Below are 25,582 nucleotides of genomic sequence, written 5' to 3'. Positions count from 1 at the left end.
TAATAGTTCCCCTTTTCATCGAAACATGCAGTCAAACTATTCTGATGTTTCAGTATCGGTTTGTTGGCCCGTTTCCTGACTCAATTGCTGCGAATTTTCGTCATTATCTGGGGTAATGAAAAAGTCATTGGCATTGATTTTAGCTAGGTTGTCAAACTGCGCTTTGCCAAGGCTAAACCAATGTGCAAAGTCGCTGCGTTTTACATAATAGCTGTCTTCATGTTGAGCAAATTCAAAGTCGAACTGCTTGCCGTCGGTATCTTTCACGCTGAGCTTTTCAATCTCTGCAAAAGCGATTTCTTGCTCGGCGATTGACGTGACCGTTAAACTCGAAAATTGCGCAAGCAGCTCATCAATACGCTCGGTATCGAGTGTTTGACCTTCAGGCAATTTTGCAGGCGCTTTAACTTGCCAAATGGTTTCAATATGGGTCTTTGAGCTGGCGTTTGCATTTATGATATCTGGTAAGACAGCGCTTTTATCTGCGATAGACTCAGTGCGTTTGTCTAGGTCAGCATCTTGCTTTACTTGGGTTTTTTCAAACGCTAATCCTGCTTGGCTGATTTCGCTGATATCTTTTACCGACAGCAATGACTTACTCAACCAATCATTTTTATCGACACTAAGCTGATAGCCGCTGAACTCTATGGTGAACACATCGTTTTTGTCGCCATTACGCACGTAGAGCTTTTTAAAGCTGGGTGACTCACCTAACAATATGTCAACTTCATCATCACCAAGCTTGTAGGTAATGCGTTTTTCGAAATTGTCATCGGCCACTTTAAAACGTTCGTGACTAGCTTCAGTGCGTGACACAGGCCAATTCACCTTGCTGTTGATTAAAGTGTCGGTTAGAGCTGACACTTTATAATCAAGTAAAGGTAAATTTGGGTAATCAGCTAAATGCCAATCTCCACCGTTTTTCACCAATGTAAGCGGCTTATCATTATCACCTTCTTCTAAGGTAATTTCGTTGATGGTTTGCTGTTCTAGGCTTAATAATGGCACTGGCGTTTGCGTCTCAAAGCTATTTTGGCCGTTATAAAATAGTGAGCCAGCTAAAATCACCTGCGCGCCTAAGACCACAGATAAAATAGTTACTGCTTTATTCATGGTTGCACTCCTATTGCGAAATCCAAGTTAAATACTCACGCTGCTTGCGCTTTCTACGTTGACGATCAAATAGGGCTAAGCCCATTAACAATGTGAATGCCAGTGCATAGTTACCGTATTCCCATATAAGCTGCTGGTCGTGCTCCATCGGTGGTAGGGTGCGGTTGAAGTTACCGCGCGCGCGAATGCTCATTAACGCTCGGTCTTCAAGCGACCAATCCACGGCGTTCATCATCAGCTGCAAACTATTTAAATAATCATTTTGCGATACGCCTGCGGTCAGTTGCAGCACTTGGTCTTGCACAAAGTCATTTGAGCTGAACAAGATAATGCGTGCACTGTCTGGCGCATGTTTAATCACACTGCTGACATCAAACTGTGTGTTGCTCTGAGTTTCACTGTTTTCAGACTCATTCTCAACGTTGTCAGCCGATGCATCGCTTTGAGAATTGGACTCTTTGGCAGCTAAAAGCGGAGAGTTTTTATCCGCAAAGTATGAGGTAAATTTACCTTGTGCCATCACACCCATTAATTGCTTCGCAGTATCCCCTTCTGAGATGTAACTTGTCTCGCCTTGCGCGTTTAGTTGTGGCATCACATCAAGAGACGATGACGTCCACGCTTTGTCAGAGCTTTCAATCAACTTAGTGAAAGTCACGCTGTCTTTATTCTCTGCAAGGGTAATGGGCGACGACCAAGCCATGGTCAGCTGCGGTAGCTCAGAAGTGATTAAATTGTCTGGATTTAACCCATCACGGATATCTGCAAAGTACGGGTAATCCAACATACGCATTTCTTGCAACTGGAAACCTCCAACATTACGGTTCACCGGAATTGGGAATGCCGCATTGGTAGCATCCATCACTAGGCTGTTTTCAATGTTTAAACCATGATGCGCTAACCAGTCTGTCAGCCCACTGTCGACTGAATTCATGTTCAAACTGCCACCAGCAAGGTTGATGCTATAAGGCGACGTTGCTGCGATCACTGTCCCGCCTTTCATCAAGAATTGGTCTACAGCAAATAACTGTTTTTCATCCAGTGATTTAGGCGCGATGAGCATTAGAATGTCGGCTTCGCCCGAAACACTGCCATCGCTTAAATCTTCATTGATGATGTTCAGCTCACTGCCTAGCATACGCTCTAGCTCTCTAAAGCTGCTGCTTGGCATACCGTAGCCATAACTCGGGGCTGAAGCGGGTTTTACCAGCGCTAAGTTTTTAGTGAATCCAGAGGCAAAACGCTTAATTGCCGCATCTAGGTTGCGCTCAAAGCTTGCGTCGCTAAAGTCATCCAGAGGAATTTGTACGATTTGATCTTCGCCCGCCAAAGTCAGGTAAAAGTAGAAGGTTTGATCTGAGAAAAAGCTGGTTGCCATTGGCTCAAAGCCATAGTCTTCGGCTATTTGAGTTGCAACTTTACCGCCTTCGGCTTCTGGCTCAATAAAGTTTACATCCAGCTTATTGTAAGACTTTGCTTGTACATCATTTAAGTGCTTTTCAATGCCTTGCTTGAAGCTTTGTAATTGCTCTGGCAATTTGTCATTTGCCGACACATAGGCGTTAAAGGTCAGTGTTTGCTTCACGGTGTCGAATAAGTTACCGCCGCTTTGATAGCTTTGTAGTACGGTTTTAATCGCACGGGTAATGTCGTGTTCTGGGTTACGTAAAAGTACTTCAACATCTGATTCGGCGCGGGCATTAACCTCGATTAAATCCCTAAACCCTAATACTTGATGTTCGTCGCCGTATTGCACCAGAATATTAAAATAAGAGCTGACAATTGACGCTTGATAACGGTCGGCCACTTGGAACGGCATTGGTTTAATGCCAAATTGAGTGTTAGCTTCTTCTTCAAGTTCAGGGTGCATTTGTGGGTCAATAAACTCAACGCGCACTCTGCCATCGGCAACAACTTCGTACTCGTGTAATAAGTCTTTCACTTGCGGCACCAGTGGCGCTAGTAACGGGTGGGTTTTGTTGCTGAAATACCCTCGGATCAACATAGGCTCTTGTAATTGCGCCAAATAAGACTCGGTCGCCTCAGAAATTGAGTATTGTTTGCCTGCGGTGGTGTCTAAACGCAATTGCGGTAACTGACTGAGCCACACGTTAGCTGTAAGTAAATTTACTACCAGCAAACCTGTTACTAGTTGCCAGGTTTTATGGTGACTTGATTGTATATTTGCTTTATTGTCGTTTTTCGCCCAGCGCTCTTGCTCTAAAAAGTAAGTATTTAAAGCCAAGAACACTAAAGTTAACGACACATAATACACCAAGTCTCGCACATCAATGACACCACGGGTGATGTCGTCAAAGCGCGCACCGGTGCCGAGTTGTCTTAAAAATTCAGCCCCTTGATGAGAGAAAAAGTCGGTTATCGCAGCAGTACCAATAAAGTAAAAAATCCCGCCAATCACACATGCAGTGATCAGACTAACAATTTGATTATCACTGCGCGCCGATACAGCTAAACCAATGGCAATATAGGCACTTCCCAGTAACAACACCGCTAAATAACCCGAAATAACGGGGCCCCAGTCTAACTCGCCCAAAAAGCTAACTGTGATCGGTAAAGGCAATGTGATTAGTAACGCAATCGCCAGCAGCGCCAAGCAACCCAAAAACTTGCCTAGCACAAAATGCCACAGCGGCACCGATAAGGTATGGACATATTCAATGGTGCCGCTGCGTCGCTCTTCACTCCAGAGCTTCATGGTTAAGGTTGCCGATAAGAAGATCAGTAGAATGGGCATCCACTCGAACATTGGGCGCACATCGGCAATATTGCGAGAGAAAAATGCCTCAGCCCAGAAGAAGATAAACAAGATTAACGACACAAATGCACCAATAAACAAGTAAGCTATGGGCGATGAGAAAAATAGCGCGATTTCTTTTTGCGCGATACGAACAGCATTAAACTGCGCAGATTGACTAGGCTGCATGCTCGGCTCCTCCCTTAGTGTTATTCGCGGTTGCGACGAATTCGTCGTTATTGATTTGGTTAAAGACGGTTTCTAGGTCTCGCTTTTGCGGATAAAGGGCAAACAATTGCGCCCCATTTTCAATGATGGTTTTGCTTATATTTGCAGAAACTTGCTGCATGCTCGACTTGTCCTCTAAACTCACGATAAATTTTTGCGGCTCTTGTTCAACAGCAAAAATGCCTTTGATGTCGGTGAGCTTTTTCACTTCTGCTAAGTCGCTTTCGACCACCAGCTGTTTGCTTCGCTGCAATGCTTCGAGTTGTTCATCGAGCACCAGTTGCCCCGATTTCAAGATCAACACGCGATCACATAAAGCATTCACCTCTTGCATAATATGGGTCGATAAAATCACTGTGGCTTTTTTGGCTATGTCTTTAATCAGCTCACGCATATGCTGTGTTTGCTCTGGGTCGAGGCCATTGGTTGGCTCATCCAAAATCAATAGTTTTGGTTGCCCCAAAATAGCCTGTGCTACACCCACACGCTGCTTATAACCTCGCGATAAGGTTTCGATGGGTGCCAATAATTTTGCAGATAAATCCGTAGCTTTGATGGCACGTTTAATTTCAGCTACTTTAGTGTTGCCCTTTAACCCTTTTAAATCAGCGGCATAATCTAGGTATTCGGCCACGCTCATTTCTGGATAGACAGGCAAACTTTCGGGTAAATAACCAAGTTGGCTTTGAAGTTTTTTAGGGTCTTTAGAAAGCGTTACGCCATCTAAGCTGACGTCGCCAGTGTCGGCTTCAAGATAGCCGCTGATCATTTTCATTATGGTGGTTTTACCCGCGCCGTTGTGCCCAAGCAGCCCGATAATTTCACCTTTTTGGATTTTAAAACTCACAGAATCTACAGCTTTAAAACTGCCATAGCTGCGAGTTAAATTACTCACCTCTAACATGGAAGTCTCCGAATTAAGCTTATTACTGGTTGTTTATAAATAGATTTTTATTTGAAAAGAGTGCTTGAGACGTTATCGAAAAATACATTGTTATTATCTCCATAGTTGCAGGGTAAATTCCCCAAACAAAGTAAAGAACGAGTCGTATTTTCTGATATGGGCAAATTAAAAAAGTTCAAGAGGGAAGACTATTTTTATTTCGGTATCAATTTAGGTTATAGCGGGAGTCATAAGTAGTAGATAGCGACGAGTTAGTTTGTGTCGAAAACTAAGTATTTCTTTTGTAGGTCAAGTAAAACGAGCCTGAGGCTAACTCATAAAAATGTTGACGCCATCAAATATTTTATTGTGTATTAACGTTTAGCTAATTATGTATTGGGGTAGCTTTCAATCTCACTTACTGCTTTCAAAAATGCAATATTTTGTTACTTGAATGCACAATGGGTATTGGTGTCAATGAATTAGTTAGTAAAAAACAAGGTAAGCGGAGCGCTGCTCTTGTGCTTTTTAAGTGTTTTATTTATGGCAGTACTACTGTCGATAAAGTGAGAATGTGGCTTAGCTACGAAGTGCTGCTTGTTATGAGTACGGTGTTCTTTTGTGTGGTATTTTTGGTTCCGAATAACAATGTGCTTTTGGCAAACCGATTTGGTGACTTTATTGGCAAAATATCGTATTCATTGTACTTATTGCATATGCCGATTATTACTAAAGTGAATCAACTTCAACTGTCTATCGAGATTAAATTGCTACTCTCATTGGTTTTAAGTGGGCTTGTTGCTTTTTTGTCGTATCAATATTTTGAAAGGCCGATTGCAAATCTAATAAGGCGAAATGTAAATTTTCGAGCTGCTAGTTAATACAGCGAGCACGTTAAGAGCTCGCTTGCGACTAGGTTAATTTACGTCAGTAATTTGGTGTTTTAATCGAGCATACCTTGCAAGGCTGTAATACAGCTTTCTATGTGTTTTGGGTTGTATCCTGAGACTTGTGCGCTGACAATGGCACCTTCTTTCATAATACAAATGGCATCTACTAATAATGAGTTAGTGCCTTGTAACTTACTTTCAATTACGGTTTTTACTTCGGCTTTATGTTGCTGACATAGTGCATAAATATTACATTGGGTATCGCTAAATTCAGCTGATGTATTGATAAAAAAACAGCCCCTAAAATCCCCTAATTTGGGTTCATTGTGTGTAAACCAACTCGCCAACGCGTTAAAAAGCAGTTCAATAGTGTGCTGATCCGAATTTGCGCCATCTAACTTATCATTTAGCCATGCCATAAAGGTGTTATGGCGCGTTTCGAGTGCCGCTTCTAACAAAGCGTCTTTACTTGCAAAATGACTATATAAGGTGCGTTTTGCCACGCCAGATGTAGTTAGTATTTCATTGATCCCAATGGCGTGAATGCCTTGCTTATAAAAAAGCGTTAGGGCGGTATCAATAAGCAATTGACGTTTTTTACTCATGTTTATCTTTGTATGGCTTTGTCTGAAAAGTATATTGACAAAAGTAGACCGTTTTGTCTACTCTAAAAATTTAGACAGAACGGTCTACTTTTATTTGGAGTTGAAATGAACACATTATTTTTACCGATACTAGCAGGTATGGGGGCGTTTTTAGGCATCGCTTTACTCTCGTTTTTTGATGCGTCAATAATGGACTTTGCCTTACTAATGGCGCCGTTTGGTGCAACCGCCGTATTAGTTTTCGGTGTGCCAGAAAGCCCATTAGCACAAGCGAAAAATGTGATTGGCGGCCATCTCATTACGGCTTCGATTGGTATTATATTTACCTTGTATATTGGCGTGTCACCTTTTACTTTAGCATTGGCAACAGGGCTTGCGGTAACCGCAATGTTATTGACTAAAACAACACACCCGCCAGCGGGAGCAAACCCAATATTAATAATGTTGGCGGGAGAAGGTTGGAGCTTTTTAGTGACTCCGGTGCTGATTGGCGCGGTGCTGTTAGTGTTAGTTGGAAAATTTATGTTGGTTGTAAAACGCAATGGGGTAAGCATGTTAAAGCGTGCTTAAATGCCTGTCTGATGCGAAAGCGACTTTTATTGCGAGCGCATTGTGATGAGTTGCATCGGTAAATGTGAAATACGACTAGATGCTACTTTTTTACTCTGCTTATGAAGTGATTATCTCAGGCAAATATTGCAGTGAAAAATTAATGCAAATCGGCTTCTAGCCAGTCCTGTGCTTCATTTACTGTTTTAAAAAAGGCGATGTTTTGCTGTTTTAATGATGGCGTGCGCGTTAACAAAATATGTTTTGTGACGTTGTCATCAATGATAAATGCTTTTGCAACGATAGCTTGCTGATTTAACCAGTGATTGTAGTTATCGAGGGCTTGGTAAGCCTCTGGTGTGCCACCCTCAATTTCTAGATTATTGATTAGCATTGCAAACGGCTTGCCGGCAAAGTCACTGATTATTGTTTTCACCTGATTGATGTAATCACTAATACCACGCTCACTAAAGCTGCCAATAAGTTTGGCGTAAATAATGCGCTCACTTAATAGGGACACGGTGAACTTTCCATAGCTGCTTGATGAATTGACTTTCATTTTCGGTGATTAGGGGTGAAAAATATAATTGTAACCGAATTAGTGACAGATATCAGTTGGAATTTAATACGAATTTATTGGGTGGAGCTGAGGCAAATAGATTACTTGCCTCCGGAATTTTTGCTTATAAAACCACTAGGTTTTCAGCTTGAGGTCCTTTCTGACCTGTCGTTACAGTGAACTCAACTTTCTGACCCTCAGTTAAGGTACGGAAGCCGTCACCAGTAATAGCACTAAAGTGTACAAATACGTCTGGTCCTGATGCTTGCTCGATAAAGCCAAAACCTTTTGATTCATTAAACCACTTTACAGTGCCGTTTACTTTTTCTGACATGATATAAATCCAGTATATAAATAGGGGTGTAACAATTGCTCACCATGAGCGTGAATAGCGTCAAAATAAAGCAAAGTGTTAATCACAACAGAACGACGTACATCATATTCGGCGAAATGAAGAAATAATACTGTAACTCAACTTATTAGCTACTAACTCAAGTTAACTGGCATGCAAGTTAAAGTCAATGATAATTTAATGACAATGTTGGGAAAATTTTACTCAACTTTTGTTTGATAAGTGAGCGCTTTGTGTGCCTCAATATACACAGAAAGATTGGCTTTTCTGATGGTTTAATACTTGAAGTATAAGTAATTAATTTAAATGTTGTGATAATGACAAGACGTTACATTGATTACAGTAGTGCTAAGTGTGTAAAAGACACTGCGGTGGCATTTGCGAAGCGCTCAAATCCGGCGTTAACACGTTGCAGTTTATTACCTTAAACTGCAACGGATAGTTCGCTTTGATGCGACTTCAGTTAGAGGTGCATTCCTCGAGTTGGATAGTTGTTTTCAGGGTTACAGATCTTGTTAAAATCGCTTTCGTAACGACAAAAAATAGAAGGTATATATGGGATGATGAGTAGGAAAAATGTAAATTTATCAACTAATGTTAAAGACATCTCATAAAAAGAGGCTAAGCAACCTACTTGCTTAGACGCTTTTTAGTTATGTAGCAAACATTAGGTTGAGAATGTTATGAAATTTGTTCATAAGGTTGCAATTGCATCTTCACTGTTACTGATCATCACCATTGCCTTTCTTGGCACCATTCAATTTTTCACTGTTAAATCAAAACTTCAAACAACCATCGAAGAAAGTATTCAAGACATTGTGCACGGTGTTAAAAATACTGTTTCGTCAGAGCTTGGTGGAAAAAAAGCAATTGCCAGTTATGCTACATCGCTTGCACAACTAGACCCCTCTCATCAGCACATTACCGATGTCATTCGTATTCCTGAAATTAAACAAGAGTTTTTACTGATCGGCGGTGGCTACGAATCTGACGGTTCAAACTTTAAAAGTGATCCTGATTGGGAACCAGGAGCTGGTTGGGACCCAAGAGTAAGGCCTTGGTATGTAAAAGCAAAAAATGAAAGGCAACTGATTATTACCGAACCTTATGCGGATTCGGCTACAGGTGAAATACTGATTTCCGTTGCCACACCTTTGATTAAAGCCAATAAATTTATCGGTTCAATCTTTTTTGATTTGAGTCTGTCTGGTTTATCGGATTTGGTTAATCGCGTGCAACTGTTCGACGCGGGTTACATTTTTATTGTATCGGAAAGTGGTGTGGTGATAGCCCACCCCGATTCCAGTAAGAATGGTAAAAATATGAGTGAGTTTTTACCCAATACTCGTATTCAGGTTAACAACATTGAACACCCAATCGTTGATGGCGAAGAGTTTAACCTTAGGTTTGCCAAAATTCCTGAACAGGATTGGTATATAGGCGTACTACTTAACGAGAAAATTGCGTATAAAGCGGTTACCGATATGCGTAACCAAGTGGTTATTTTTAGTATTATTGCCTTAATTGTGAGCGTGTTAGTGTTGCAGTTTATAATTAAAAAATTATTGACACCGCTTAATGCACTAAACAGTGCGATAGAGAATATCGCAACTGGTGAAGGGGATTTAACAAGACGCCTATCGACCGATACTGACCAAGAATTTGCTGAGCTGGCCACCGGATTTAACTTGTTTAAAGAAAACCTGAGAGAACAGATTAAACTGTTAAAGTCGACTGGCGATGATGTTTTGAGCAGTATGAAAGTATCGCAACAAGGTGTGCATGACTCGAATGCTGCGGTATCGACGCAGTTGCAAGAAATTGATTTGCTTGCCACAGCAATGAATCAAATGACGGTAACCGCTTCTGAGGTTGCCAATAATGCGCAAAGTGCCGCTGAAGCAACGAAAGAAGCTGATAACGCCACCCAAACAGGCGTGCAAATCGTAGAACAAACAACGTCATTGATTGACACATTATCGACACGCATTGAGCATGCGGTTGGTAATGTCGAAATTTTAGAAAATGCCACCCATAACATTGAAACCATTTTGCAGGTGATCAACGAGATTGCTGAACAGACTAACTTGCTTGCACTTAATGCTGCAATTGAAGCGGCAAGGGCGGGTGAGCAGGGGCGTGGTTTTGCCGTGGTGGCAGATGAAGTTCGCACACTCGCCTCTCGTACCCAAGATTCCACAACTGAAATACGCGCCATGATTGACCAATTGCAATCGGGCGTAAAAACGGTTGTAGAGGCTATGAAAGTAAGCCAAGGCGCTGCACAAGAAACCGTTGAACAAGCAAAAAGCACACAGCAAGCACTCGATAGAATTTGCGCTGCAATTAATTTAATTAACGACATGAATACGCAAATTGCATCAGCGGCCGAAGAGCAAAGTTCGGTGTCGGAAGAAATTAATGAAAACACCGTTAGGATCCGAGATATTTCCGTCAATGTTTCTAATTATGCACACCAAACGAGCGAATCAATTGAGTTGCAAGCGAATAGTATTCAAGAACAGAAGCAGATACTGGATCGCTTTAAGGTGTAACGGATAATCGCCTGTTTAATCAATGGACAGTAGTTTAGTCAGTTAGCCATAGTGAGGATACACCGATGAAACGTTTTAACATTTTGCTTTGTGCGCCATTACTTTTTAGCCATGTTGCACATGCTAATAATAACCAAGCAAACGAAATTGAGCTTATTAAACAGCAGTTACTTGAGTTGCAAAAACGACTGGCAGATTTAGAAGTGAAAGCCAGCCAGCAAGCCCCCACGAATAAAAACGATACACCGGAAAATACTGAGGTTTCACAGCCCAAAAAGAGCGAAAACGGCAGTATTAAGCTGTATGCGACGTTGCGGCCAACTTACGGTTATATTGAAGATCATAACGATGATTTTTGGGACATTCAGGATGCGTTGTCTCATGCAGGATTTAAATCTACCTACCAATTTAAACCCGGTTGGCAGGCAATCGCTCATGGCGAATGGAGTATCGACCTTGGTAACAATGGTGATTTTGGCAAGGCCAGACAAGTATACGTTGCGCTAGACTCGCCAATTGGCCAGTTCGGTCTTGGTAAACAAAGACCGGTGCAATACACCTTGATTGCTGAATATGTAGATATTTTTAACCATCGCAGTAGTCCCTTTGCTTACGATGTTGAAAGCCCGTTTTTTGTTAACAACCTTGTCACCTATGAAAACCAGATTAATGATTTTAAGTTTATGATAGGTGGACAGTTTGACGGCGATAGTGGCGATGATTTTGCCGACTTTGTTAATACCGGTTTAGGTTACAGCCGAAATGGCTTGCACTTAGCGCTAACCTATTCAACGCAAGATGATTATGATCAGCAACAAATAAAAATCGGGAAAACGGAAGTGGTAGCGGGCATGGCAGCGCTTGATATTAGCGACAATCTTTACGCAGCTATTGCGTACCAGGATGTTGATTATCAGCGGGTTAATTCCAGAAGTGGCGCCACGCTTGATGTATCACTCGCCTACCGTTTTCACCCTTTGTATCGCGCTAAATTAGGTTTCTTTGATTTCGATGACGGAAATTTAAATCTTGAAAGTAAGAGCCACCAAGGAGCCAACTTAACATTAGAGTGGCTGCCAAGCGATAACCTACGCTTTCATTTAGAATATTTAACAAAAGACTTTGATGCCTTGAACGATACTCAGTCAATCTCGGTAGGCTTTCGTTATGATTACTCTCAGCAGTGGGCGTATTAAAACCACATGAAAATTAAGTACTATTTGCGCTTACGCCCATTAGTTGCATTTAGTTTGTTGCTTTTTTGCAGTGCCCATTTATTTGCGGCAGATAGTCAAGAAGTACGCATCTTAGTTGACGATGATTATCCGCCCTACAGCTACATTGAAAATGGCAGAGTGCAAGGAATCTACATTGATTTTATACGCCAAGTAAGTCGTGAACTTGCACCTAATTATCATATTACGTTTGTGCCACTGCCATGGAAGCGTGCATTAATGCTTGTTGACCAAGGCAAAGAGCTTGCCATTTTGCCTCCTTACAAACACCCTGAAACACGCCCCTTTATTTCTCATTATTCGGAAAAAATTGGATTAGAAGAAGTGGTAGTGTTGTGCCATAAAAATGTGCGATTAGTTGATTATTTCTCTCAAAATAAAACCTCAAAGCCGCTTAGTTTAGGCATCAATGCGGGCTATATACTGCTCAATGATAAATATTCTAAAGCAGTTAATCAGGGCACAATTTTGCTAGAAAGCAATAAGAGCACTGAGCATAATGTTGAAAAATTACTGAAACGGCGAGTTGATTGTTATATAAACGATAAAACATCCATCTTACTGGTGCTCAAGGAAACCATGGAAAAAAATGATATACCAAATAATGATGATTTTATTGTAATGGAAACTATCTCTTCACAGTCTGCACATATTGGTTTTTCAAAAGAATATGTGAAGCACTTTACTGATTTTGAGTTGTTTTTGGGTGAGCTAAATAACGCCATTAAACAGATATCTAATCAGCAGCGAACGACTGACTCAGTTGAGCAATAAACTTGATCTATAAAGTGGTACATAAGGATATGACGTTTCTACTCTACATTTCTGCTTGCTTACTGTTACTTGTATCGTTTGCACACTCTTACCTTGGTGAGCGTTACATTCTGATACGGTTATTTAATCGGGATAACTTACCTAAGCTTTTTGGTAACGATGATTTTACCAAACGCACATTGCGTTTTGCTTGGCATTTAACCTCGGTTACTTGGATTGGTTTTGCTGCGATTTTATTGGCACTTGCAGAGCCAAACTTTAATAAGCTTACGGTGCTTTATATTATTGCGGTGACGTTTGCGATTCACTTTATCGTGGCGTTAGTGGGGTCGAAAGCAAAACACTTGTCGTGGATGTTATTTGCGGTAGTTAGTGCTTTGACCGTGGTTGCAGCCAATGGTTAGCGTTGTGCTGTTTTTTCGATAAGCAATAAAAATAGCGCTTTATGCGCTATTTTCAATTATCGCAAAGTGGTTTTGCGTTAAAGGTTACAGGCCTTCTGGCTTTCTCGTTGTTTAGCGGTTATTAAGGCATTTTTAATAACTTGCTCTAACAGCACTTTATCGCTTCCTGGGCCAATGGTAAGTAATTTTGTTCCGGTGTCAGGTTTGCCGCGATAAGGTCTTACATATACTTCTCCGTCTGGGCAACGCTCAAAATACACATAATGGGGCTCATTGGCGATAGTGGTACAGCCTTTTATGCGTAAAATAGTGCTAGGTAACGCATCGCAAATGTCTTTTACACATAGGTAATCGGGTAAATGTGGTAAATCGGCCGAACTCGATGCCCAATGCGCTTTATGATGGTCGAGTTTTGTTGCACTATTTTCAGACGGTGCGACTTCAGGCAGCTGGGTGATGTCTAACTCATCTGCATTGATTATTTTAGCGCTTGGGTTGAGCGCTTGTAACTGAGTCTTTACAGCTTCAATTCGTGCGCTGTCAGTACCACTTTCATGGGTTAATACCAAGATTGACGAAACCTGTATTTGATTAGCCTCAAGCTCGTTATGCTCCCCTCGCAGTTGCCAATTTTTCACGTCAACAACCGATATTTGAACGGGCGGGAGAAATCGTTCGTCTATGCCAACGCCTAAAAAACCCATTAACGAACATGCATCGGTTGTGCCGTTCGCTTCGACAAAGGTGATGCCATTCTTGCGTTCAGGTATACGATTTACAGAATCCCTGAGTTCAGAAATACCGCTACAACAAATACAACTACCGCTGAGTGCTTTTAGCCATTTTGAGTCTATTTTTTCACTTAATTGTGCCACATCGAGGTTGGCATTTTCATAGTCATTAAGCACTACGAATGGATTCCAATCGCGTTCAACAGCGTTATCTACGAGCTTTTTAAGTAAAGTTGTTTTTCCTGCGCCAAGAAATCCAACAATGACGATGATTGCTTCCATTAAATATCTCCAATAGAGTGCACGTCGAGATAATTCGACGTACTTTAACGATTAAAACTTTGTTACTAGCCAGTCTTCATTTTTTGTAAAATACAAGGTTTTTACCTCGCCCTTACCTTCTATGTTGACCATATTTACTTGTGTTGGCCAAAGCTCTCTTAATGCGCCATTAAATAGCTTTATGCCGGTGATATCGGTTGGTAACTTCGTTTCTTGGTAAACCCAAAAAAACTTGCCATCTACTTCAAAGCCAACATCATTTAGCGCTAATGTGTTGTTAGCAAGATCTTTAATAAAAAACTGCGTTGCCACATAGTTTGCGAAGTCATGCTGGGTTTCTTTTGAGCTGATGATATCGGCTGTCTTATCAAGTAAGTGCTGCACGGCATGCTCTGTATCATGCAGATAAAAGCGGTGCATCACTTCAAGTTGATTCGATTGCTTGTTAAAAAGCACTGTTGTTTCAGCTGCTTTTAGCTGGTGTGCGAACGTATTGTTCGCAACCAGCAAAAATAGCACAGCAATTAGGGTATAAATTGACTTTTTCAACGTTAGTTACCCTTGTTCTTTGTTTCTTCTTTGTCAGTTTTTAGTTCCGTTTTAATATCTTGCATAATATCGCGATGAACTTTAGCTTTGCTCTTTTTCGATTTATACGCTTCGATACGTGATGGAATAATTTGACGTGGGTAGTGGTTATTTTCAACGTCTACATCAGCGGTTTCCCAACCTGGATCAACCACAACGCTCGCTAATTCTTTTTCTTTGTTTGTTACAATTAGCTTGCGTACCTTTTTCGGGCTACGACGCCAGATTTCCGCTGGAATATACTGCTCTTCCACCGTACCGTCTTGGTAAGTTAGCTCAAGTAGAATTGGCATCACCAAACCACCAATATTTGAGAACTCTAATACGTAGTAGTTTTTGTCTTCTTCAATCGCACGGGCTAATGTTTCACGCTCCCAAGGTTTTAAGTCCTTTAGGAATTTTTGATACTTGTTACGTTCTTTATTAGTAACCGTAAAACGGTCATTTTCGTCGTAGAAGTCTGTTACGTCTTTATTGCGATCAACCCAAAGCGTTTTGCCTTCCGCTTTATTGCGCTCAACAAATAGTGACGATGGTTTGTCATTTTCTATATCGCGTAAACGCGCGAAATCAATATCAGGGTTATGCGTGTCTAAACGCATTTGATAAACCTTGTCGATTGAAATATCAACGTGATCGGTTGAGTAAAACCAACCACGCCAGAACCAATCAAGGTCAACACCTGATGCTTCCTCCATGGTACGGAAAAAATCAGAAGGCGTTGGGCGTTTAAACTTCCAGCGCTCAGAGTACTCTTTAAAGGCAAAATCAAATAGTTCACGGCCTAGAATAACTTCACGTAAAATATTAAGCGCCGCAGCAGGTTTAGTGTAAGCATTTGGACCAAGGCGCAACACGCTGTCTGATTGCGTCATAATAGGTACTTGGTTTTGTGATTTCATATAACCTGTGATGTCGCGTGGTTCTACGCCCCAAGGAATGGTTGGATCCCACTCGCGACCAGCAACACCATCTAAAAAGCTATTTAAACCTTCATCCATCCAGGTCCATTGGCGCTCATCTGAGTTAACGATCATTGGGAAGTAAATATGACCAATCTCATGGATAACAACGCCAATTAGGAAGCGTTTTTCAGCTTGTGAATAGGTGCGACTGCCATCTTTTTGTAATTCGGTACGCGGACCATTAAAGGTGATCATAGGGTATTCCATGCCGCCAACAGGGCCATTTACTGACTGTGCGGTTGGGTATGGGTAATCAAATGAAAAACGCGAATATATTTCCATTGTGTGGATGATTGATTCTGTCGAATACTTTTTCCATAAATCGCCCCCTTCTACTGGGTAGAAAGACATTGCCATAACGTGTTCTTGGTCATCGCCACCTTGCTGGTAGCCTTTGGCATCCCACATAAAGGTACGTGATGAAGCCCAAGCAAAGTCACGTACGTTTTTAGCATTGAATTTCCACGTTTTACGCTTGTTTGTGCCTTCTTTCTCGTTTTCAAGCGCTTCGTCTTCAGTTACGATGAAAACAGGACGTTTCGCTTTTTTAGCTTGTTTTAAACGGTTGCGTTGTGTTTTAGTCAGTACGTCTTTCGGGTTTGCTAATTCACCCGTTGAGCTCACAATGTGATCCGCAGGAACATCTATTTCTACTTCATAGTCGCCAAATTCCAGTGTGAATTCGCCGCGGCCTAAGAACTCTTTATTATTCCAACCCTCGTAGTCAGTGTAAGCATGTAAACGCGGAAACCACTGAGCAAGTAAGAAAATATCGTTACCGTCTTCAAACTTTTCGTAACCAGAACGCGCTGAAACGGCATTTTCTTCAACAATGTTAAAAGCAAAATCGATAGTAAATTCTACGTCATCACCTGATTTAAGAGGCTTAGGTAGGTCAATACGCATTTGCGTGCCAACCACGGTAAATTTAATCGCATTACCGCGGCTGTCTTTTACCGCTTTTATTTCATAGCCTAATTCATTGTCGGCTTTAAAGTGCATTGCGCGCAATTCATTGAGGTTTAGTTTTGTTGCTTTCGTTGCATCGCCAACTGTGTTTACCGGCCCACGACGACCTAAACCACCAAAGTCAGTTGCCATGTTTGCAATTGAATCATCTTTAAAGCGGTTTTGATCTAGCTGCACCCATAGATATTTTAAGCGGTAAGGAGAATTATTTTGGTAGGTAATATCTTCTGTAGCTGTGATGCGTCGTCTTTGTTCATCAAGTGACACTTTAATTTTGTAGTCGACTTTTTGTTGCCAATAGCGCTCGCCTGGTTCACCTGAAGCATTGCGATATACATTCGGTGTTGGTAGGACTTCTTCCAGTTGACGGAACTTGTCTTCAAAATCCCCCTTTGTTTGCTTTATAGCGCTCGCATGTGCACCAGCGATAAGAGTGAGAGGAAGAAAGATCGTAAACATCAACGATTTTCTTATTGTCATAATTTCAGGTCTTATGGTTAGTTTTTTATTGAAAAAGAAGCAAGCTGATATCAAGGCATTAAACTACACTATGCGGTTCGACATAATGCATGAGTATTTGCGTTAAGTGACTGAATATCAGATGCTTGCTATGAAATATTTTTGCTTAATCGATAAAATCTAGAGTGATCACCAATCGTCTTTGATCTTTTGCTTGGTAGGGTGAGCGATGAACAAGTCCCGCGTGCTCATTATTAATCCAGCCTGAGCCTTTTAATAGCGCAACATCACCTGCTGTTAATTGTTGTATTTGAGACTCATTTTGGTAAACACCTGATTCTTCATCGCTTAAACCGACACTTGCTGCACCTAATTTACTATGGTCAACATCTTCATGTTGTAACCACTCTGTTGCCGGTCCACTAAAAGTTGATACCAAGCGGCACGGTATTTTATCGACATGAAACTTTGGGCACATCGCTTTGCCTAGAATCGTTAAGCGTAAGCCCGCCCGTTTTAGCTCAAACAACGTACAAAACATATCAAGTAACGTGTGAATGTGCTGGCAAAGTGCGGTGTGACTTGCTAATTCGCTGTGCTCTGAAAGCTGTTTGATTATGTCGTTTGGTGTTGCAGCAATAACGAGATTGAGATGTTCACTATTCGCTAAAATAGTGTTTGCGTCGTCGATTGCTTGTTGATTTAAACTTTCCTGCCAAATAGCGATATTGATATCTTCACGGTAAATATCTGCCAGTACACTTGGCATATCTGACATCGCTGCACGACGAATATCCAGATCATAACTTTCTTGAATAGCTTGAACGCTCATTTTATTGCCCCAAAAAAGTGAATAAGCTCAAATGAGCTTATTCACATATAATATATACTTCCAATTGTAATGTTATACTGTAACATTTTTCAAGAGCAAATATTGAAATGTGACGTTAACGGTTAAATACCAATGGCATTGCGCTGGTGGTGTCGTCAATAATGTCGCCATGGCTGTATACGCATTGACCATTTACAAAGGTGTAGCGAATGCTATGTGAAAACTGATGCCCAGCGAATGGCGACCATGCACAGTGATAATGGGTGTTGTCGTGTGTTACAGTTTCACTCGCATTACTACTTACCACAGTTAGGTCGGCAAAGTAGCCCTCACGGATAAAACCGCGTTCATTTATTTTGAAGCGTTTAGCTGGGTTATGAGCTGTTTTTTCAACAACTTGCTCAATAGTTAATGCGCCGCGTTTTACTTGGTCAAATAAACTCAGCAGAGCATGTTGCACCAGTGGTAATCCTGCAGGTGCGTCTGAATAAGTCACTTGTTTTTCTTGCCATGTATGCGGTGCATGATCGGTGGCAATAATGTCTATTCGGCCATCGTTTAACGCGCTTAATAAAGCGAGGCGATCATGCTCTGATTTAATTGCTGGATTACACTTAATTAAGTTGCCAAGGCGAGTGTAATCATCTTGGTTAAACCATAAATGATGGACACAGGCTTCTGCGGTAATGTGTTTGTTATCGATGGGGCCTGCTTCAAATAGCGCCAGCTCTTTGGCTGTTGTGATATGCAGTACATGCAAGTCGCTACTATATTTTTTAGCCAAATTTACAGCGTAAGAAGACGAGGCATAACAGGCTTCAACATCGCGAATAATCGGATGGTCGTGAATCGTTAGCGGTCTATTTGCCAATCCTTTTAAATTGTTGGCAATAATATCGCCCTTCTCACAATGTGTGGCGATAAGTGTTGGGCATTCTTTAAAAATTGCTTCAAGCGCAGCTGGGTGCTCTACTAATAAATCACCTGTTGATGCACCCATAAACACTTTTACACCACATACTGTTTTTGGATCGCAGGCCTTAATTTGATCAAGGTTGTCAGGAGTCGCACCTAAGTAAAATGCGTAATTTGCCAGTGAATTGGCTGCTGCAATATCGCGTTTATGCCTTAAAGCCGCATGGTTTGTAGTTGCAGGGTTTACATTGGGCATTTCCATATAGCTTGTAATACCGCCCGCTACCGCCGCGCGCGATTCGCTAGCGATGTTTGCTTTCCACTCAAGGCCTGGCTCGCGAAAATGAACTTGATCATCAATCATACCAGGTAGCAACCAGTCACCTTGTAAATCGATGACTTGTTCGTTTGGCTGTGCATTAAGGTGTTTTTCGATGCGTTCTATACGGCCTTTATTTATTCGTAAGTCGGCTTCAAATATGCTGTTTTCATTAACAATTTTGGCATTTTTTAAAAGGGTTAAATTCATTTATATTCCGCAAAGTGTCGGTGTTAAAGGGTTAAGACGAACATGCTTGGCAAATGCCTTGAAATTCGTATTGAGGTGATTTGAGTTGAAATCCGTGTTTTGCAATATGCTCACTTAATTCAGATGTAATGGTGTGTGGAATATGGATTTCGGTGACTTTTTGGCACACATTACAAATCAAAAATTGGCTGTGAGGGTGATGTGATTGGCACTCTAAATGGGCACAGGCAATGTATTTGTTTACCAGGTCGAGCTTATGAACAAGGTTAACCGAAACGAGTAAATCGAGCGTGCGGTAAATTGACACTACAGGAATTGACAGTGAGAAATCGCTCTCACAAAAATGTGCTAATTCGTAAGGTGAAAGCGCCCGATTAGCCAGCACTAAGGTATGGAAAATTTCCATGCGCTTTTGTGTTGCTTTTACACCTGCGAGTTTGAACCGCTTTTTCAGTTCGGCTTCCTTTTCAATTGATAACATTTTCGCCCCTGTTATGAATTTGTGAAATGTTATAATATAACAAAACAAATCAAAGGCAACATACACAGCGATTTAATGAAAATGTCGTCTTTATAGGGTAGGCTGAAATTTATAACGAGAGAGGGCATTTATAATGGTTTCACGCAGGCAATTTACTAAAAATACCGTGACATTAGCGTTTATGGGGTTGAGCAGTAGTTTACTCGGCTGTGCAATTTCGCCATCGAGTAATTTAAACCGTGCTAGCACCCCCAGTGTGCGCGGTTATGGTGATTTAGTTGAAGATCCAAAAGGGTTAATTGATCTGCCAGAAGGATTTAGTTACCGCGTTATATCTTCTTTGAATAATGAAATGAGTGATGGTTTAACGGTACCCGATCGCGCCGATGGTATGGGCTGTTTTGCGCTTGATGAAAACCGGGTTGCGCTTGTGCGCAATCATGAACTAAGCCCAAAGCATTTAGATGATGCATCAAATGAGATTAAACATCACGTAAGCGACCTTGCTTATGACTCACAACATGGCAAAGTTGCACTCCCCGGAGGTACTACGCACATCATTTACAATGTGCGTACGCAAAAAGTAGAGCGTGAGTTTTACAGTTTAGTTGGCACGATTCGAAATTGTGCGGGCGGCACAACGCCTTGGGGAAGCTGGCTAACGTGTGAAGAGTCGGTGGCGACACCCGATGGTGAAATAAACAAATCTCATGGTTATGTATTTGAGGTGCCGGCAACTGCTACGGGCTTGGTAGAGGCAAAACCACTTCGCGCTATGGGCCGTTTTAATCATGAAGCGGCTGCAGTTGATCCGCGTACAGGCATTGTCTACCTCACAGAAGATAGAGGAGATAGCTTGTTTTATCGTTTTATTCCTATCGTTAAAGAAAAATTGCACTTAGGTGGTCAATTACAAGCACTTGTTTTTAAACACAGCAAACAGTTCGATACACGCAATTGGCAGCTAACCACTTTGCCACTTGCAAAGTGGTTTGAGGTGGAATGGATAAACCTTGATAACCCTGAAAGCCCAGAAGATGATCTGCGTAAACGCGGTTATGAAGCGGGCGCGGCGGTTTTTGCTCGTGGTGAAGGTATTCATTTTGGTGATAACGAACTTTATTTTTGCTGCACCAATGGTGGTACAAAGCAGCTTGGTCAAATAATGCGATATCAACCGTCTGCTTTTGAAGGCACGGATAACGAGGCAGAACACCCTGCGTTATTACAGCTGTTTTTAGAAAGTAGTGATAAATCACTATATAACTTTGGCGATAACTTAACGGTGATGCCAAATAGCCATTTATTGGTATGTGAAGACCAATATAGTTTATTTCCTGATAACTATTTACGCGGTGTAACGCCAAGTGGGGCGGTTTATCCATTTGCCAAAATAAACATTAATACAGAGCCTGCAGGAGCGTGTTTTTCGCCAAATGGTGAGGTGCTATTTGTTAATTTGTATTCGCCAACGCGCACATTGGCAATTACGGGTCCTTGGCAAAACTTTATAAATGAAGCAGCCGAAGCATAAACTGTTAACAACATAAGTTGACCTTTGTTGTTTGTTTTTGCAAGGTAATAGCTTTATTTCTCGTTACTGGTTTTTACATGTTTAGTTCAATTAATGCGCTGGGTAAATTTACCCTATGCGTGCTTTTTATTATTAGCTTTAATCTTAACGCCGCGGAACCGAAATTAACGATAAAGCTAATACAAAATGGGGTTTATGAGCATATTTCCTATCAGCACGTTGGTCAGTGGGGAAATGTTGCTGCGCGCGGGTTAGTTGTTGTTGACGGTAAAGAGGCTTACATGATTGATACGCCTTGGTCTAACAGTGACACTGAAAAGCTGATTAATTGGACAAAAGAGCAAGGCTTTACACTGAAAGCCGCTGTTGTGACGCATTTTCATCAAGATGCAAGTGGCGGATTAACTGCACTAAACCAGCGAAATATTCCAACTTATGCCTATAAAAAAACGAATCAACTATTGGAAAAGCATAAAGGGCTGTCGGCAACACATATAATTGAAGAAGATAAATTTTCGCTGCTCAAAGATAAAATAGAGGTATTTTATCCTGGTGGCGGGCATACCGCTGATAATGTTGTGGTATGGCTTGAAAAGCCACAAATTCTCTTTGCAGGCTGTTTTGTAAAGGGGCTTAACAGCAAAAATTTGGGCAACCTTGAAGATGCGCGTGTTTCAACGTGGCCAACATCAATTGAAAATACGCTCAGTGCGTATCCGCATATCAAGCATGTATTTCCGGGGCACGGCCGCGCTGGCGATAAATCGTTACTACTTCATACCGCCAAACTAGCCAAAAACTACTTGGCAGAGCAAAGTAAATAATTAGCTCAGGGGCAATAATTTAAGCGCTCTAAGGGGCGCTTTTTATATTTGCCAGCAAGTCATTTATTAATGCTTCGCGGTCGTTTTTCATACGCGTTAAAAGTTGCTCTGGTAGGTTTAAATTCTCACCGTGCTTACTGCTCCACACAATCATTTCAAGCAATATTGGCAAGGTATCTTTGCCCGCTTGAGTGAGTGTATACAGCTTTTTTCGCTTATCATTTTTCGCTGTTTGCTTGCTTATTAAGCCAACACTTTCTAGTTTTTCTAGCCTGCTCGATAAAATATTTGTTGCCATTTTCTCTTCAGAGTTTTGTAGCTCCGAATAAGAATTTTTATTGAAAAAAATCAAGTCCCTTAGGATCAGTAAGCTCCATTTATCACCAAGGTGATCCAATACATTCGAGATAGGGCAAAGTGATCGTTTAGTCATAAATATACTCATTGAATAAGTTTTAGAGAGTTTAATTTACTTGCAAACTGCAAGCAAATAATTTAACTTGCAAAATGAAAGTTAAATTATCACCCATATTTGAGAGTATTTATGAGCAAACCACATATTAGTGTTGCAGCGTTAATCAAGCCTCACTGGTCAGCACAAGACAGAGAAAAAGTTGAGGCCGTTATCGCCTTTGTTCAACTGATAATGAATGACCATAATTTCGACCAAGTGACCAAACAATATGGGCAAAATAGTTATAAACAACATAATCGTACTATGGCTGACAATATTGAAGGGGTAGTGAAAACCGTGCGTGATCTTGTAAAAACAGCGCCGGAATTTAGTTATGATGTTAAACATGCATTTGTCGATGGGGACTACGTTATTATTCATTCGCATGCAACGCTAAAACGTAAACATCGTGGCGATGATACCCAAGGTTTTAATATTATTGATACATGGCGCTTGGAAAATGGAAAGTTAGTCGAGCACTGGGATGCCGTGCAAGGTTTAAGTTTTTCGATGCGCCTTTATAGTTTGATGGTCGGCGGTAAAGTGCGTAATAGTAATGGCGTGTTTTAGCTTCTAGGTATTACCTTACAGGTCTTAATAGCAAAGATGACGTTAATTTATAGCTGTTTAGATATAAAAATCCCTTTCTCATCATCCATGATCCGCTCTTGTTTATTTTTGTTACACCACAAAAACGAACCACAAATTTATTGAGAATAAATTTGAACAGCGAAGCTGGCCCGAAGGGTAAAATACAAGGATGTATTTCGTAAAAAACCTACACAAAATCAAACAATTCTTCATCTATCACTTAAATGTGAACATAAACGCCATCAATCGGCACGCTCATCATCCCTGTAAGCTTGCCAACTTGAAAGCCATTTCTCACGTTCATAGCTAGCCGAACTTCGCTCGTTTCAAGACGCTCTTCACCCATGCCTTAGCATGGCTTACTCGACTCGCTAGATTTCCTGTCTCGTATCATCAATTTAAGCGATAGTTTCAGGTTGGATTTAAGGTGGAAGTTTTTCTCAGCAACAACCTTCAATGTCACAGTTGATTGAAAAGCGGTCATTAGAAAATTATTTTTCAGCATTGATATTATGTTCAGTTGCTATGAGTTTCTCCTATATTCAGGAAAACGACCCATTTGGTTGTTTCTATCCTTTTCATAATTTCTATAATGATTAAAAGTATATATGTAGCAACAAGTTAGTAAGTGTGATAGATCTGGTACAATGATAAAAGTAACCCGTGGATCGGTAGAAAAACGACCCATTGGGTCGATATTAAATTGTTAGTTTTCGTAATCACCCTTACCATTGGAGTTTTAATTCATGGAAAGAAGCACCTATAGTTATATCCAAATGAATACGAGCACCTATTTGTTGCAAGCATGTGACCAGGTTGCACTTCAATTACGCAAAAAAGCCCGTTTTACTGGTGAAGGTTATCCGAACTATATTTTTACTGAAAAGTATTCAGACATTAAGTTAAGTACCGAAATTATTGGCTTAAATTTGATCTATATTAATCAGCTCGCAGCCGTTTTGGAAGGTACACTGAGAACACTTATCTGTGAGATTATGGAAATTGACTCAGGTAAAATTGGAGAGCTATCAATATCTAAAAAGTCTGATGATGAATATGGAGCAATATGTCGAGCTTACTCTGTCACAAAAAAATATAAAGAAGATGTTGAGTTTAAAGGGGGGTGGGATAATTTAAAGCGGCAATACCAAGAAGTATTTGATAAAAAGATCGACTCAGTTTTAGATAAAGAGAAGACATCAGGGTTAAACTCTATATTTACTTTAAGAAATGTTGCGGCTCATGGTACAGCAATAGTAACTCCTAAAGAAAAATTAGATGATGGTAGTGAAGCCGATTATCCATTTAAATGGCAGCGAAAACTCCAGAGTCTAAGTGTTTATGTAAAAAAAGAATTTGACTTAGATTTGTTAGATGTCTTGCAACACCCCAGTTTGTCTTATCACTTTACTGAACTTGTGAAAGAATTTTTAACCAAATTCAGAGGTACAGCTGAGCTCCCAACAAATTCTCAGGCCTTGTTCAATAACTTGCAAAATTATAATTTCGGTTATAGAAATCATTTTGAGTTTCCTCAAGCAAATAAAAACTAACAAGTGCCTCAACCAAAGGACGCAAGCGTTAGCTGCAAATCGTATTATTACGCCAATTATGGATGTTATATGGCAAGTATTATTAAACCAAATTTTCCTGAATGGGCACCAGAAGAGGTTATTTCTGAGTGGAAAGAAAAAGTTGAAGAAATAGAGCATTGGTTTAAAAAATTCCCAACCGTAGAACCTGAAACAGAAGAGGCTGATTTATTAGTTAGGCTTTTGACATACGAAGATATGAAAGGAGTATGGAAAAAATTAACTAAATATAAAATTAAACCAACTTTATTTAGTTCTATGGTTCAATTATCCAACTCTTACATAGATGCTAAACCACATAATCTTACTCCTAAAGAATATACTGAATGGCTTAACGATGTAAAAGCTACCGCATTAAAGCTTAGAAATTTAGTAAAGCATAGTGATTATGACCGTATTTTGCAGGAAGCTTATCTTCAAAAACGACAAAAATTGATGTTAGCAAGTATTGTTAAGCATTCTCTACAAGTTCTTCGACCAGATATTGATATAGAAGAACATAAAAAAACTCAACCATCATATAAGTCGTGGCCGGATCTAGCTCCCGGTTACCTTAGCGAAACATTAAATAAAATAGTTACACTCGATTCTGACAAAGATATTGGCTTTATAGGGAGCGACTCGAGGGAACCGGTAAAACTAGACAAACCAAATCATCCTAATGCAAAACGTAGTTATTTTATAAAAAAATTAACGCAATTATTGCGTGATAAAACAGGGAAGCCTTTACGGGAAGTTGTTACAATCACCACTGCAACTGTGTTTGATAACCCTTCACTTACCGAACGACAAATTATAAGAATTGCTCCCTGACACTATATTTAGTAATTTTGTTTTTAGTGTCATGTATATCGATAACTAATACTGCTTATCCTACTCATATAGCTTAATTAAAGGTAAGAAATATGAAGTTTGAAATTGTAGTAAAGTTCAG

At 40.6% G+C, this 25,582-nt stretch carries 24 protein-coding genes; 11 read left to right on the top strand and 13 right to left on the bottom strand.

Features of this window, described 5'->3' with window-relative positions; translation table 11 throughout:
• Positions 1-36 precede the first annotated feature (36 nt).
• Genes ACXAFE_RS18460 through ACXAFE_RS18450 form a run of 3 tightly spaced genes read right to left on the bottom strand, consistent with a single transcriptional unit; the run spans position 37 to position 5,000 of the window.
• Entirely contained in the window at positions 37-1,113 is a 1,077-nt protein-coding gene (locus ACXAFE_RS18460; RefSeq protein ID WP_475156147.1) for a DUF4340 domain-containing protein, read from the bottom strand.
• 10 nt (positions 1,114-1,123) lie between these two features.
• Positions 1,124-4,057, bottom strand: coding sequence for a Gldg family protein (locus tag ACXAFE_RS18455; RefSeq protein ID WP_475156142.1), 2,934 nt, complete (start codon positions 4,055-4,057; stop codon positions 1,124-1,126).
• Entirely contained in the window at positions 4,047-5,000 is a 954-nt protein-coding gene (locus ACXAFE_RS18450) for an ABC transporter ATP-binding protein (protein WP_475156137.1), read from the bottom strand. The genes ACXAFE_RS18455 and ACXAFE_RS18450 overlap by 11 nt, the downstream gene beginning before the upstream one ends.
• A 440-nt stretch (positions 5,001-5,440) precedes the next feature.
• Between ACXAFE_RS18450 and ACXAFE_RS18445 the strand changes: the two genes are divergently transcribed.
• Positions 5,441-5,860, top strand: a complete 420-nt coding sequence (locus ACXAFE_RS18445) for an acyltransferase family protein (protein WP_475156134.1) — start codon at positions 5,441-5,443, stop codon at positions 5,858-5,860.
• A 62-nt stretch (positions 5,861-5,922) separates the two neighbouring features.
• On the opposite strand, the gene ACXAFE_RS18440 is transcribed toward ACXAFE_RS18445, so the two are convergent.
• Positions 5,923-6,474: a TetR/AcrR family transcriptional regulator gene (locus tag ACXAFE_RS18440; RefSeq protein ID WP_475156127.1), complete on the bottom strand. Its 552-nt coding sequence runs from the start codon at positions 6,472-6,474 to the stop codon at positions 5,923-5,925.
• A gap of 105 nt (positions 6,475-6,579) precedes the next feature.
• On the opposite strand from ACXAFE_RS18440, the gene ACXAFE_RS18435 reads away from it, so the two are divergent.
• Positions 6,580-7,044 (top strand): HPP family protein, encoded by a 465-nt coding sequence (locus tag ACXAFE_RS18435; RefSeq protein ID WP_475156123.1) that lies wholly within the window; start codon positions 6,580-6,582, stop codon positions 7,042-7,044.
• 139 nt (positions 7,045-7,183) lie between these two features.
• Here ACXAFE_RS18435 and ACXAFE_RS18430 read toward each other — a convergent pair whose 3' ends face one another.
• Positions 7,184-7,543, bottom strand: coding sequence for a hypothetical protein (locus tag ACXAFE_RS18430; RefSeq protein WP_475156120.1), 360 nt, complete (start codon positions 7,541-7,543; stop codon positions 7,184-7,186).
• Positions 7,544-7,706: 163 nt separating this feature from the next.
• Positions 7,707-7,916 carry a cold-shock protein gene (locus ACXAFE_RS18425; protein WP_010558354.1) on the bottom strand — a complete coding sequence of 70 codons (210 nt, stop codon included), beginning with the start codon at positions 7,914-7,916 and terminating at the stop codon, positions 7,707-7,709.
• Positions 7,917-8,617: 701 nt separating this feature from the next.
• Here ACXAFE_RS18425 and ACXAFE_RS18420 point away from each other — a divergent pair.
• The 4 genes from ACXAFE_RS18420 (at position 8,618) to ACXAFE_RS18405 (ending at position 12,902) form a co-directional block, all read left to right on the top strand.
• On the top strand, positions 8,618-10,489 hold the full coding sequence (locus ACXAFE_RS18420; RefSeq protein ID WP_475156111.1) for a methyl-accepting chemotaxis protein: 1,872 nt from the start codon (positions 8,618-8,620) through the stop codon (positions 10,487-10,489).
• Between the two features lie 65 nt (positions 10,490-10,554).
• Positions 10,555-11,685: a porin gene (locus ACXAFE_RS18415; RefSeq protein ID WP_475156105.1), complete on the top strand. Its 1,131-nt coding sequence runs from the start codon at positions 10,555-10,557 to the stop codon at positions 11,683-11,685.
• 6 nt (positions 11,686-11,691) lie between these two features.
• Entirely contained in the window at positions 11,692-12,498 is an 807-nt protein-coding gene (locus ACXAFE_RS18410) for a substrate-binding periplasmic protein (protein WP_475156102.1), read from the top strand.
• 29 nt (positions 12,499-12,527) lie between these two features.
• Positions 12,528-12,902 carry a hypothetical protein gene (locus ACXAFE_RS18405; RefSeq protein ID WP_475156098.1) on the top strand — a complete coding sequence of 125 codons (375 nt, stop codon included), beginning with the start codon at positions 12,528-12,530 and terminating at the stop codon, positions 12,900-12,902.
• Positions 12,903-12,979: 77 nt separating this feature from the next.
• Here the strand turns inward: ACXAFE_RS18405 and ACXAFE_RS18400 are convergent, their stop codons facing one another.
• The 6 genes from ACXAFE_RS18400 to ACXAFE_RS18375 form a co-directional block, all read right to left on the bottom strand.
• Positions 12,980-13,915 (bottom strand): GTP-binding protein, encoded by a 936-nt coding sequence (locus ACXAFE_RS18400; protein ID WP_475156093.1) that lies wholly within the window; start codon positions 13,913-13,915, stop codon positions 12,980-12,982.
• Between the two features lie 51 nt (positions 13,916-13,966).
• Positions 13,967-14,452, bottom strand: a complete 486-nt coding sequence (locus ACXAFE_RS18395; protein ID WP_475157776.1) for a DUF6702 family protein — start codon at positions 14,450-14,452, stop codon at positions 13,967-13,969.
• A gap of 14 nt (positions 14,453-14,466) precedes the next feature.
• Positions 14,467-16,896, bottom strand: coding sequence for a M1 family metallopeptidase (locus ACXAFE_RS18390; RefSeq protein WP_475156089.1), 2,430 nt, complete (start codon positions 16,894-16,896; stop codon positions 14,467-14,469).
• A 166-nt stretch (positions 16,897-17,062) separates the two neighbouring features.
• The gene (locus ACXAFE_RS18385; protein WP_475156086.1) at positions 17,063-17,728 is read right to left on the bottom strand and encodes a DUF1826 domain-containing protein; all 666 of its coding nucleotides are present in this window, start codon (positions 17,726-17,728) and stop codon (positions 17,063-17,065) included.
• A 115-nt stretch (positions 17,729-17,843) separates the two neighbouring features.
• Positions 17,844-19,172 carry a dihydroorotase gene (locus tag ACXAFE_RS18380; protein ID WP_475156082.1) on the bottom strand — a complete coding sequence of 443 codons (1,329 nt, stop codon included), beginning with the start codon at positions 19,170-19,172 and terminating at the stop codon, positions 17,844-17,846.
• Between the two features lie 31 nt (positions 19,173-19,203).
• Positions 19,204-19,653: a Fur family transcriptional regulator gene (locus ACXAFE_RS18375; RefSeq protein ID WP_475156077.1), complete on the bottom strand. Its 450-nt coding sequence runs from the start codon at positions 19,651-19,653 to the stop codon at positions 19,204-19,206.
• 133 nt (positions 19,654-19,786) lie between these two features.
• Between ACXAFE_RS18375 and ACXAFE_RS18370 the strand changes: the two genes are divergently transcribed.
• Both ACXAFE_RS18370 and bla read left to right on the top strand, forming a co-directional pair.
• Positions 19,787-21,187 carry an alkaline phosphatase PhoX gene (locus tag ACXAFE_RS18370; RefSeq protein ID WP_475156071.1) on the top strand — a complete coding sequence of 467 codons (1,401 nt, stop codon included), beginning with the start codon at positions 19,787-19,789 and terminating at the stop codon, positions 21,185-21,187.
• Positions 21,188-21,264: 77 nt separating this feature from the next.
• A complete protein-coding gene (bla, locus tag ACXAFE_RS18365; protein ID WP_475156067.1) occupies positions 21,265-22,011 on the top strand; it encodes a subclass B1 metallo-beta-lactamase in 747 nt (248 codons plus the stop codon).
• A gap of 28 nt (positions 22,012-22,039) precedes the next feature.
• Here the strand turns inward: bla and ACXAFE_RS18360 are convergent, their stop codons facing one another.
• Positions 22,040-22,444: a winged helix-turn-helix transcriptional regulator gene (locus ACXAFE_RS18360; protein WP_475156062.1), complete on the bottom strand. Its 405-nt coding sequence runs from the start codon at positions 22,442-22,444 to the stop codon at positions 22,040-22,042.
• 111 nt (positions 22,445-22,555) lie between these two features.
• On the opposite strand from ACXAFE_RS18360, the gene ACXAFE_RS18355 reads away from it, so the two are divergent.
• From ACXAFE_RS18355 to ACXAFE_RS18345, 3 genes are all read left to right on the top strand, one after another.
• A complete protein-coding gene (locus tag ACXAFE_RS18355; RefSeq protein ID WP_475156057.1) occupies positions 22,556-23,035 on the top strand; it encodes a nuclear transport factor 2 family protein in 480 nt (159 codons plus the stop codon).
• Between the two features lie 767 nt (positions 23,036-23,802).
• Positions 23,803-24,609, top strand: coding sequence for a hypothetical protein (locus ACXAFE_RS18350; protein WP_475156054.1), 807 nt, complete (start codon positions 23,803-23,805; stop codon positions 24,607-24,609).
• Between the two features lie 69 nt (positions 24,610-24,678).
• Entirely contained in the window at positions 24,679-25,461 is a 783-nt protein-coding gene (locus tag ACXAFE_RS18345; RefSeq protein WP_475156047.1) for a hypothetical protein, read from the top strand.
• Positions 25,462-25,582 lie beyond the last annotated feature (121 nt).

This window comes from Pseudoalteromonas sp. ABV4_021 (genome assembly GCF_056159365.1).
This window is presented reverse-complemented; position numbering and strand designations above follow the sequence as displayed.

Excerpts from the sequence above, each read along its gene's own strand:
- ACXAFE_RS18460 (WP_475156147.1), bottom strand. The coding sequence starts at position 1,113 with ATGAATAAAGCAGTAACTATTTTATCTGTGGTCTTAGGCGCGCAGGTG.
- ACXAFE_RS18455 (WP_475156142.1), bottom strand. The coding sequence starts at position 4,057 with ATGCAGCCTAGTCAATCTGCGCAGTTTAATGCTGTTCGTATCGCGCAA.
- ACXAFE_RS18450 (WP_475156137.1), bottom strand. The coding sequence starts at position 5,000 with ATGTTAGAGGTGAGTAATTTAACTCGCAGCTATGGCAGTTTTAAAGCT.
- ACXAFE_RS18445 (WP_475156134.1), top strand. The coding sequence starts at position 5,441 with ATGGGTATTGGTGTCAATGAATTAGTTAGTAAAAAACAAGGTAAGCGG.
- ACXAFE_RS18440 (WP_475156127.1), bottom strand. The coding sequence starts at position 6,474 with ATGAGTAAAAAACGTCAATTGCTTATTGATACCGCCCTAACGCTTTTT.
- ACXAFE_RS18435 (WP_475156123.1), top strand. The coding sequence starts at position 6,580 with ATGAACACATTATTTTTACCGATACTAGCAGGTATGGGGGCGTTTTTA.
- ACXAFE_RS18425 (WP_010558354.1), bottom strand. The coding sequence starts at position 7,916 with ATGTCAGAAAAAGTAAACGGCACTGTAAAGTGGTTTAATGAATCAAAA.
- ACXAFE_RS18420 (WP_475156111.1), top strand. The coding sequence starts at position 8,618 with ATGAAATTTGTTCATAAGGTTGCAATTGCATCTTCACTGTTACTGATC.
- ACXAFE_RS18415 (WP_475156105.1), top strand. The coding sequence starts at position 10,555 with ATGAAACGTTTTAACATTTTGCTTTGTGCGCCATTACTTTTTAGCCAT.
- ACXAFE_RS18410 (WP_475156102.1), top strand. The coding sequence starts at position 11,692 with ATGAAAATTAAGTACTATTTGCGCTTACGCCCATTAGTTGCATTTAGT.
- ACXAFE_RS18405 (WP_475156098.1), top strand. The coding sequence starts at position 12,528 with ATGACGTTTCTACTCTACATTTCTGCTTGCTTACTGTTACTTGTATCG.
- ACXAFE_RS18400 (WP_475156093.1), bottom strand. The coding sequence starts at position 13,915 with ATGGAAGCAATCATCGTCATTGTTGGATTTCTTGGCGCAGGAAAAACA.
- ACXAFE_RS18390 (WP_475156089.1), bottom strand. The coding sequence starts at position 16,896 with ATGTTTACGATCTTTCTTCCTCTCACTCTTATCGCTGGTGCACATGCG.
- ACXAFE_RS18385 (WP_475156086.1), bottom strand. The coding sequence starts at position 17,728 with ATGAGCGTTCAAGCTATTCAAGAAAGTTATGATCTGGATATTCGTCGT.
- ACXAFE_RS18380 (WP_475156082.1), bottom strand. The coding sequence starts at position 19,172 with ATGAATTTAACCCTTTTAAAAAATGCCAAAATTGTTAATGAAAACAGC.
- ACXAFE_RS18375 (WP_475156077.1), bottom strand. The coding sequence starts at position 19,653 with ATGTTATCAATTGAAAAGGAAGCCGAACTGAAAAAGCGGTTCAAACTC.
- ACXAFE_RS18370 (WP_475156071.1), top strand. The coding sequence starts at position 19,787 with ATGGTTTCACGCAGGCAATTTACTAAAAATACCGTGACATTAGCGTTT.
- bla (WP_475156067.1), top strand. The coding sequence starts at position 21,265 with ATGTTTAGTTCAATTAATGCGCTGGGTAAATTTACCCTATGCGTGCTT.
- ACXAFE_RS18360 (WP_475156062.1), bottom strand. The coding sequence starts at position 22,444 with ATGACTAAACGATCACTTTGCCCTATCTCGAATGTATTGGATCACCTT.
- ACXAFE_RS18355 (WP_475156057.1), top strand. The coding sequence starts at position 22,556 with ATGAGCAAACCACATATTAGTGTTGCAGCGTTAATCAAGCCTCACTGG.
- ACXAFE_RS18350 (WP_475156054.1), top strand. The coding sequence starts at position 23,803 with ATGGAAAGAAGCACCTATAGTTATATCCAAATGAATACGAGCACCTAT.
- ACXAFE_RS18345 (WP_475156047.1), top strand. The coding sequence starts at position 24,679 with ATGGCAAGTATTATTAAACCAAATTTTCCTGAATGGGCACCAGAAGAG.